The sequence below is a fragment of the Vibrio sp. 03_296 genome (genome assembly GCF_002265885.1).
In genome coordinates this window covers 21,438-29,783 of the sequence record NZ_NPKW01000105.1, presented here as the reverse complement: position 1 = coordinate 29,783, position 8,346 = coordinate 21,438, and the positions used below count along the sequence as shown (strand labels likewise).

Below are 8,346 nucleotides of genomic sequence, written 5' to 3'. Positions count from 1 at the left end.
GTCTAGCCAWTGTGCAAATGCAATGTTGGTTGGCAGCGGCAGCCCAAAACATCAAGAAGATAGCGTTGGTGGTGAACTATCTACGAAAAATGGGCTTAAATATGGCAGAAATAAGGCAGATACTTGCTTCTGTATACCCATGTAATGAATGGAAACTTCTGCGCACGATATAACAAAAAATATCACGATCGCGACCTACGGTCGCTTCCAAAAAAGAACCCCACTTAAAAAGCGGGGTTCGTCATCAATCTGAAGGGAGATGTGGCCATCTCCCTTTTCGTTCAGATAACGTATCTTTCAGGGTGAAACTGCGTCGTTACAACACCGCTTTGCGTTTGGGTAAAAAGACTTCCCCAAGCATGCAGCGCACTGAACCGCCGCCAATATCTTCAATGGTCGTTACGTCAAATGGCAGCAACTTACCGTGCGTTGCCAACTGATTACGCTGCGCTTCTGAAAAAGCATCATAGGCCGATTGCGACATCGCGATCACTTTGCTGCCATTGACCGTTTCCAGTTGCAAAATGTTGCCGCAGAAACGGTTCATCTGCTCAATGGAGATGGAGATCACCTGCTTGTCTTTGGCCAGTGATTTCAAGACGAAACGACGCTCAAACTCAGGGATCACTTCATCGCAAATTACACAAAATTGCTCACCAATCGCCATCATTACGTTGGTGTGGTAAATCGGTTTTCCCGATGGCAACAGGGTTTGGAAGGAGATCACACGCTCGTAACCAATGCGTTTGGCGTACTCTTCTAATACAAGGCGATCACAACGCTGCGACAATGCGGCATAAATGGTGCGATTCAGATGGTCAATCACCATCACGCCTGTGCTTTCTAAGAACGCCTCTTCCGTCACGTAATCGGTCAAAGAATCTTGGCGATGCACTTCGCGGCCAGCGGCCGTCAGTGCTTCAATCAAGGCTTGTGGGCGCACTTCTTCACGGCGGTTTTCACACGCCATCGGGAAGGTATAAAAGCCCCCTTCCGCCGTGGTGCTAAACCAGTTGTTGGGGAATACCGCATCGGGGGTCGCAATGTCCGATTCAGGGTAGTCAAACTCCACGACTTGCACCCCTTCCTGACGCAATTTGCCAACCATTGCGCGGAATTCTGCCAATGTTTTGCTTCTTACCTCTTCCTGAGAGAGGGCGATCTGATTCTGAAATTCGTTGTCGCGCGCGGTTTCTTCATTAAAGCGAAACTCTTTTGGCGGCACCATTACCACACAGTCTGCATTTTGGGTCGCATGAAGCTGAGGTCGTATTGTCTCATTCGGTAACAGCATCTGTTCATTCCTTATCACTAGATAAGGCAGATTGTAAATTTATTGTTAACTCTGTTTTTACTGAATTTCAGCTTTCCAAACACAACGTAAAGTAATAATTGCTGCATAAGAGGCATTTGATAGTAATTTTTATGGCCACCTTTACGATATATTGCGACTTCACTGCGCACTTCGCTGCGATAAGGCTGAGAAATCCCTTAGGATATGCCGCAAAGTGATAACCAACTGGTTACATTTAGCCGGTCAATCCGTTAGACTACTTTTCGCCCTTCCACCACTTCTTTTTTACCCGCACCTTCTGGCAGTGTGGGCGTTGTTATTTTTAGGAAGCGTTATGTTTAAACGATTTGAAAGTTTTACCAATCCGTTTCCGGCCGGAACGCCGGAACAACCACCTGAAGGGTTACTGGCTTTTTGCCGCCACTACACTCGTGGGTTTGAAAAGCCGCTGATTTTGATGTCACTGCTGTCCACCATCGTCGCGATTGTCGAGGTGTCGTTGTTTGGTGCCATGGGACAGCTAGTGGACTGGCTGAGCAACAGCGATCCACAAACCTTCCTTGAGCAAAACCAAAGTGAGCTGATTTATTACGGCGTGATACTTTTAGTGGTGATGCCAACCCTGATCGTGGGCTACTCACTGCTGGTGCATCAAAGTTTGCTGGGCAACTACCCAATGTCGATCCGCTGGCTAGCGCACCGCTATTTGCTTAATCAAAGCTTGAACTTCTATCAAGATGATTTTGCCGGGCGTGTCGCCACCAAAGTGATGCAAACCTCGCTGGCGGTGCGTGAATCGGTGATGAAAACCATGGACGTGTTTGTTTACGTGTCTGTCTATTTCACCAGCATCATTGTGATGCTCGCGGCGGCCGACTGGCGTTTGATGGTGCCGATGGTGATTTGGCTGCTGATCTACATCGGCATTCAAGTTTACTTTGTCCCTAAGCTCAAAGATGTTGCTTCGGCGCAAGCAGACGCCCGCTCTACTATGACCGGTCGCATTGTCGACAGCTACACCAATATCCAAACGGTGAAACTGTTTTCGCACAGCAAACGAGAAACCGAGTATGCCGAGAGTGGCATGCGCGAATTCTTAGACACGGTTCATCGTCAAATGCGCTTGGTAACCGGCTTCAATATTGCGGTGCAAGTGACCAACTATGTGCTGGTGTTTTCGATTGGCGCGCTCTCCATCCACCTTTGGTTAGGCGGTGCGATCAGCGTTGGCGCGATTGCCATTGCGGTGAGCTTAGCGTTGCGTATCAACGGGATGTCGATGTGGATCATGTGGGAAGTCGGTTCGCTATTTGAAAACATGGGTACTGTGGTCGATGGCATGAAGACGCTATCCAAACCGATTGATATTCAAGACAAACCACAAGCCACTGAACTCGTGGTGAAGCAGGGCGGCATTGAGTTTGACGACGTGAGTTTCCACTACGGCGAAAACAAAGGCGTGATTAACCATCTCAATTTGCACATCAAACCGGGTGAGAAAATTGGCCTAGTAGGGCGCTCTGGTGCGGGCAAATCAACGCTGGTTAACCTATTGCTGCGTTTCCACGATGTAGAGAGCGGCAAGATCAAGATCGACGGCCAAACCATCTCTGAGGTAACGCAAGATTCGCTGCGTGCGCAAATTGGTATGGTGACGCAAGACACCTCACTGCTGCACCGCTCGATTCGCGAGAACATTCTTTACGGAAATCCCGATGCCAGCGAAGAAGAGCTGTTGCGCGCCACCAAGCAAGCGCACGCGCATGAGTTTATCGAAACCCTCACCGACCCGTTTGGCAATGTCGGCTACGATGCGCAAGTGGGCGAGCGCGGGGTGAAACTCTCGGGTGGTCAACGTCAGCGCATCGCGATTTCTCGCGTACTGCTCAAAGACGCGCCACTTTTGGTGCTGGATGAAGCCACCTCAGCCCTCGACTCGGAAGTGGAAGCAGCCATCCAAGAAAGCTTAAACGAGCTGATGCAAGGTAAAACCGTCATTGCCATTGCCCACCGCTTGTCGACCATCGCACAGATGGATCGCCTGATCGTGCTGGATAAGGGCAATATTGTCGAGCAAGGCACGCACCAAGAACTGCTGCAAAACAACGGTATTTACGCGCAGTTGTGGGCGCACCAAACCGGCGGTTTTCTTGCCGACGATTGCCCAGAAATGGAAGAGAGCCAAATCGCTTAATCGACGTTTTATAACTTAAAATCAACGCCCTGTTCATCACAGGGCGTTGTCATTTACATACCAACACTTCCCCCACCCTGTGGCAACCAACACCAATTAGGATTAGAATTCCGCCATCCGAATAACCAACGATAAAAACGAACACCAAAAATGAACAAAAGCTTATTGACCAACGTGATTGCCTTAGCGGCTTTGGCAGCAGGTTTCGCACTGAAAAACGACTACCTTCTTTATGCTGGCTTGTTTGCCTTCTCTGGCGCCATTACCAACTGGCTAGCGATTCATATGCTGTTTGAAAAAGTGCCGGGGTTATACGGCTCGGGCGTCATTCCTGCGCGCTTTGAGGAGTTTAAAGCGGCGATCAAAAACCTAATGATGGAACAGTTTTTTACCAGCGAGAACATCGATAAGTTTCTCAGCAAAGAGATGGCCGGTGGCAAGAGCTTTAATCTCGAGCCCATCATTGCCAAAGTCGATTTCAACCCAACCTTCGACTCGCTGGTTGATGTTATCGCCCAATCGCAATTTGGTGGCATGCTGGCGATGTTTGGCGGCACAGAAGCCTTGATTCCCCTCAAACAACCGTTTGTCGAGAAGATGCAGCAAGCCATGGTGGATCTCAGCCACAGCGACACCATCAAGCAGGCATTGAAAGAAGAACTCGAAGCGCCCGCGATGATGGAAGAGATCCAACAAAACATTGAAAACATCATTGATCAGCGTCTTAACGAATTGACGCCGAAGTTGGTGAAAGAGATGGTGCAGAAGATGATCAAACAGCATTTAGGCTGGCTTGTGGTTTGGGGTGGCGTGTTTGGCGGCCTGATTGGTGTGATCACTTCCGTCGTGGCTTAGCCACTTACCGCAGTAGAAACAACAGAGGGAAGTCCAGGGCTTCCCTCTTCTATTTTGGCGCTGACTTGCCTCCCTCGCTGGGTTATGTCCCGTGTGTCTGGCCTGTCGTGTTACTTTTGGTATAAGGTCGACAGCAACTCTGGGTTCACACCAAAGCCCGTTTTGTGCTCCTCAATCACCACTTCGCTGCGCGTTTGAATCACTCCCGGCAGAGTACCGAGCTTGCTTGACATAAACTCCTGATACGCTTTCATGCTTTTGACACGCACTTTGATCATGGTGTCAAAATCGCCCGACAAAGAGTAACACTCCTCAATCTCCGGCATATCGGCGACGGCTTTGGCAAACTTTTCAAAGATGGAAAAGCTGGTTTGATCAAGACGTATATGAATAAACACCTGAACATCCAAGCCCAACTTTTCGGCATTGAGTTCAGCGTGATACCCCTTGATGTACCCTTCTTTCTCTAAACGTTTGACGCGTTCAGAACACGGTGAGGTGGTCAAGTTGACCTGCTTAGCCAGCTCAACCACCGGCAAACGGCCTTTTAAATGCAAGATGCGTAAAATTTGCAGATCGATGCGATCTAACGGGTAACCAGACATCCTTCGTCCCTTATCATTTTTTTGCCAGTTTACTGGCTAACCCAGTTCGCTATCAATAGCTGAGAGTTTAATGAAATGTAGGGAGTTATTCAGTAGAGATATTTTTCGATGGTTAATAAGATTTTTTTCTTATTTTTCTGTTATTTATTGAACTTCTTGATGAATTTAATGAGCCAGAAAGAAAAGAGTCTTTATTCTAAACAGAGATAATGCAGACAGACGATATGAATCATAATGCATTATACAGAATGATATTCCCATGTCGTTTTTACGCAGCGATATTTATAATAACTCAAGCTGCTGTCAATCTACTTTACTCGTCAGTTTCAACCGGCACTTTAAAGCGATTGAACACAGGAGAAAGCATGCAAACCGTCATGATTAAATACCAGCCTTTTGGCATAGGCGAGTGGACGACTCTTTACGTTTCCACTGATTTGGCAAACGCATTAGAGAAAGAGTATATGAGTTACGGCTGGCCTGTAGAGGTCAACCGAGAGTGTACTGAGCTCGAAAGCGATTTCGCTTAAGTAAGAAGGTCTAACCGATCGTCGGTTGAACCATTTGCGGTGAAAGGGATTTCACCGTTGCTGTATTCTGCGTATTACAGTAACGGCAGAAATGCTGAGGTTCCATGTGGTAATAGTGGTCACCAGAAACAAACTTGGTCATCAGTTGGGTAAAACTGTGTAGCCGACTTGAAAACGTATCACTCTGCTCTACCTGACAACGACGCATAACGACTTTGTGTGCGGTTGTTTTTTTACACGCTGAGCAATAGATTTGTGGCATGACCCTTCCCCTGATGTACGAATGCTGCTAATGATAATTGACACATTTTGACCAAATTAATTCCACACTCAAAAAGCGCTTTTTAATTTTTGTGCTCTAGGTACAAAAAATAGTTCTGCAACTTCAACAAATTGCGATCTTTGTCGCCCAATGCCGTGCGGATTGAACGCAAGAATAAAGCAAACATTTAGCGGATTTGTTAGCGGCAAGAAAAGATTCTGTCGGTCGTTAAAAAATAAACCCCTCACCAGTATCACCAGCGAGGGGCTCGATTATTTACAATGTAAATTGAGTATCGTGTTCGTTCTTGTTGAACACGAGATCAAGATTACTCTAGCTCAACCAACTTGTTCTCAAACTCACGATGCTGCTCTAAAACGGTGTTGTCAGCGCCACCAGTTAGTTTGCTCACACCAACAATCGCGATGGTTGAGAAGATGATTCCCGGTACGATTTCGTACACGTCAAACCAACCGCCAGTCAATTGTTTCCAAACCACGATAGTGATACCACCAATCAGGATACCCGCCAGCGCGCCGTTGCGGTTCATACCTTTCCAGTAAAGGCTTAGCACAACAGCGGGACCGAAGGCGGCACCAAAACCAGCCCAAGCATAAGAGACAAGGCCCAATACCGAGCTATCTGGTGTCATGGCGAGGATAAGCGCGATGATAGAAATCACCACCACACCAATACGACCCACCATCACGATTTCTTGCGAGCTTGCGTCTGGCTTGATCACTTGCTTGTAGAAGTCTTCCGCCAGTGCTGAGGACGAAACCAACAGTTGAGAGTCCGCAGTACTCATGACCGCTGCTAGAATCGCAGCCAACAAGATACCTGCAATCACTGGGTGGAACACAGTGTTCACCAGCAACATGAAGATTTTCTCGCCGTCGGCCAGTTCGGTACCTGGATGGCCGTTAACCCATACAAGGCCAACCAAACCAACGAGAATTGCCCCCGCCATCGACAGCGCAGTCCAACCCACCGCAATACGACGAGCCGTACCCAATTCACGGTTGGTACGAGAGGCTTTAAAACGCGCCAAAATATGTGGCTGACCAAAATAACCTAGACCCCAAGCGACCAGTGAAATAATCGCAATCGCGCTAAGAGGCTCACCTTTGGCATCGTTCCATAGCGTCAGAAGCTCTGGGTTAATGTTGTGCATGTCGGTTGCCAGTTGGCCAAAGCCCCCTTCCATCACGGCAATAGGAACAATCATCAATGCTGCCGCCATCAATAGGCCCTGCACCAAATCCGTCCAAGAAACCGCGAGGAAACCACCAAACAACGTGTACGAAACCACACACAAGGTGCCAATGATCACTGCGGTGCTGTAATCTAGACCAAACACAGTTTCAAACAGTTTGCCCCCTGCAACCAAGCCTGAGCTGGTATAGAAAAGGAAGAAAAGCAGAATAAAGAAAGCAGAAATTGTCTGAATCAGTTTTGATTTGTCATCGAAGCGACGAGACAAGAATTCAGGCAATGTAAGTGCATCCGTTTGAATACTGTAGGTGCGAAGACGTTTGGCACTGACTAACCAGTTTGCCCAAGTACCCACCAACAAACCACCAGCAAGCCAGAACGACTCGATACCCGCAGCGTACGCATAACCTGGTAGGCCCAACAACAACCAACCACTCATGTCCGATGCCCCAGCAGACAGCGCCGCTGGCCATGGACCTAGGCTACGGCCACCCAAGAAATAATCACTTGAGCTAGACGTTTTCTTATAGGCGTAAACCCCGATCGCCACCATAAGAATCAAATAGGCAATAAAAGTGCCCGTAATAGCGAAGCTACTCTCTATCATTAGATAGTCCTCATTAGAATAATAATCCTTCCTTGGCTCTCCCAAACGGCGTGGGGGAGCATGGAAAGGTTAGTGAGTATCGTTCCCCAACTCGAGTAGAGTTGCGTTACCACCCACTGCGGTAATATTTATGGTACGCGTACGTTCTGTAATGAAACGCAGCGAAAGATGCGGATCATGAGCAAGCAGAGCACCTGCTTGATCCGTTGCAGAAACCAAACCGACGATAGCACCGTCACGTTTGGCCAATTGTAGATTGAGCTCATGCTCAACCTGCGCATTACCCACGTAACCGACACTGCGTACATCACGGTCGATGAGCTGTAAAAGCGCATCGTAGGCAACCATTTGTACTAGGTTGGAAGGGAAATGCGTCTGTTCAAGGGCGCTGCTGAGCAAGCCGTTGAACTCTGAGTTATCACTGCAAACGATGACGCTGTTACCAGCAATCAGCGCGCAGGTCACTAAAGCAAAAGCGTTGTACAGAGCTTGCTCTGAATCGCTTTGCTCGTTTTCAACGATCACCAGCGCCACCCCACGGCCCGCGGTGTACAACTCGTTGGTTTCTCCGGTAGGCCCAACCAAAAGGTGAGCGTCAGCCAATAGCGAAGAGGCTTGTTGCAAGTGGTAAGAAACCACCTTGGCAACCAGCGCATGCTTCCCATCCAGAGCGGCTTTAAATGCAAGCAAGTGCTCACATTTGTAATCAAAATTGGTCAGATTCCACTGTTCCCATGCTGAGAAAGCATCCGAAAAACTCGTCACTTGATGAACCATGATGTTG

8 protein-coding genes and 1 pseudogene are annotated in these 8,346 nt (G+C 48.2%); 4 read left to right on the top strand and 5 right to left on the bottom strand.

Annotated elements, in window-relative coordinates; translation table 11 throughout:
- Window positions 1-173: pseudogene (locus tag CIK04_RS13000) on the top strand (IS5/IS1182 family transposase); the annotation flags it as partial.
- A 143-nt stretch (window positions 174-316) separates the two neighbouring features.
- Here CIK04_RS13000 and CIK04_RS12995 read toward each other — a convergent pair.
- On the bottom strand, window positions 317-1,294 hold the full coding sequence (locus CIK04_RS12995; RefSeq protein WP_039448667.1) for an arginine deiminase-related protein: 978 nt from the start codon (window positions 1,292-1,294) through the stop codon (window positions 317-319).
- A gap of 334 nt (window positions 1,295-1,628) precedes the next feature.
- Here CIK04_RS12995 and CIK04_RS12990 point away from each other — a divergent pair, with 334 nt between their 5' ends.
- Window positions 1,629-3,488: an ABC transporter ATP-binding protein gene (locus tag CIK04_RS12990; protein WP_038968586.1), complete on the top strand. Its 1,860-nt coding sequence runs from the start codon at window positions 1,629-1,631 to the stop codon at window positions 3,486-3,488.
- 150 nt (window positions 3,489-3,638) lie between these two features.
- On the top strand, window positions 3,639-4,343 hold the full coding sequence (locus CIK04_RS12985; protein ID WP_011082010.1) for a DUF445 domain-containing protein: 705 nt from the start codon (window positions 3,639-3,641) through the stop codon (window positions 4,341-4,343).
- A gap of 110 nt (window positions 4,344-4,453) precedes the next feature.
- On the opposite strand, the gene CIK04_RS12980 is transcribed toward CIK04_RS12985, so the two are convergent.
- Window positions 4,454-4,948, bottom strand: coding sequence for an Lrp/AsnC family transcriptional regulator (locus CIK04_RS12980; protein WP_011082011.1), 495 nt, complete (start codon window positions 4,946-4,948; stop codon window positions 4,454-4,456).
- Window positions 4,949-5,313: 365 nt separating this feature from the next.
- Between CIK04_RS12980 and CIK04_RS32710 the strand changes: the two genes are divergently transcribed.
- Window positions 5,314-5,478, top strand: a complete 165-nt coding sequence (locus CIK04_RS32710) for a hypothetical protein (RefSeq protein ID WP_017421358.1) — start codon at window positions 5,314-5,316, stop codon at window positions 5,476-5,478.
- 10 nt (window positions 5,479-5,488) lie between these two features.
- Here CIK04_RS32710 and CIK04_RS12975 read toward each other — a convergent pair whose 3' ends face one another.
- The 3 genes from CIK04_RS12975 to CIK04_RS12965 all read right to left on the bottom strand — a co-directional run bounded on the left by CIK04_RS12975 (window position 5,489) and on the right by CIK04_RS12965 (window position 8,339).
- Window positions 5,489-5,740 (bottom strand): hypothetical protein, encoded by a 252-nt coding sequence (locus CIK04_RS12975; RefSeq protein WP_072599289.1) that lies wholly within the window; start codon window positions 5,738-5,740, stop codon window positions 5,489-5,491.
- 328 nt (window positions 5,741-6,068) lie between these two features.
- A complete protein-coding gene (gene putP / locus CIK04_RS12970) occupies window positions 6,069-7,562 on the bottom strand; it encodes a sodium/proline symporter PutP (RefSeq protein ID WP_097353117.1) in 1,494 nt (497 codons plus the stop codon).
- Between the two features lie 69 nt (window positions 7,563-7,631).
- Entirely contained in the window at window positions 7,632-8,339 is a 708-nt protein-coding gene (locus tag CIK04_RS12965) for a 1-pyrroline-5-carboxylate dehydrogenase (protein WP_011082014.1), read from the bottom strand.
- Window positions 8,340-8,346 lie beyond the last annotated feature (7 nt).

What these genes read in the sequence shown, in the direction of transcription:
- CIK04_RS12995 (WP_039448667.1), bottom strand. Translation starts at nt 1,294, where the DNA reads ATGCTGTTACCGAATGAGACAATACGACCTCAGCTTCATGCGACCCAA.
- CIK04_RS12990 (WP_038968586.1), top strand. Translation starts at nt 1,629, where the DNA reads ATGTTTAAACGATTTGAAAGTTTTACCAATCCGTTTCCGGCCGGAACG.
- CIK04_RS12985 (WP_011082010.1), top strand. Translation starts at nt 3,639, where the DNA reads ATGAACAAAAGCTTATTGACCAACGTGATTGCCTTAGCGGCTTTGGCA.
- CIK04_RS12980 (WP_011082011.1), bottom strand. Translation starts at nt 4,948, where the DNA reads ATGTCTGGTTACCCGTTAGATCGCATCGATCTGCAAATTTTACGCATC.
- CIK04_RS32710 (WP_017421358.1), top strand. Translation starts at nt 5,314, where the DNA reads ATGCAAACCGTCATGATTAAATACCAGCCTTTTGGCATAGGCGAGTGG.
- CIK04_RS12975 (WP_072599289.1), bottom strand. Translation starts at nt 5,740, where the DNA reads ATGCCACAAATCTATTGCTCAGCGTGTAAAAAAACAACCGCACACAAA.
- putP (WP_097353117.1), bottom strand. Translation starts at nt 7,562, where the DNA reads ATGATAGAGAGTAGCTTCGCTATTACGGGCACTTTTATTGCCTATTTG.
- CIK04_RS12965 (WP_011082014.1), bottom strand. Translation starts at nt 8,339, where the DNA reads ATGGTTCATCAAGTGACGAGTTTTTCGGATGCTTTCTCAGCATGGGAA.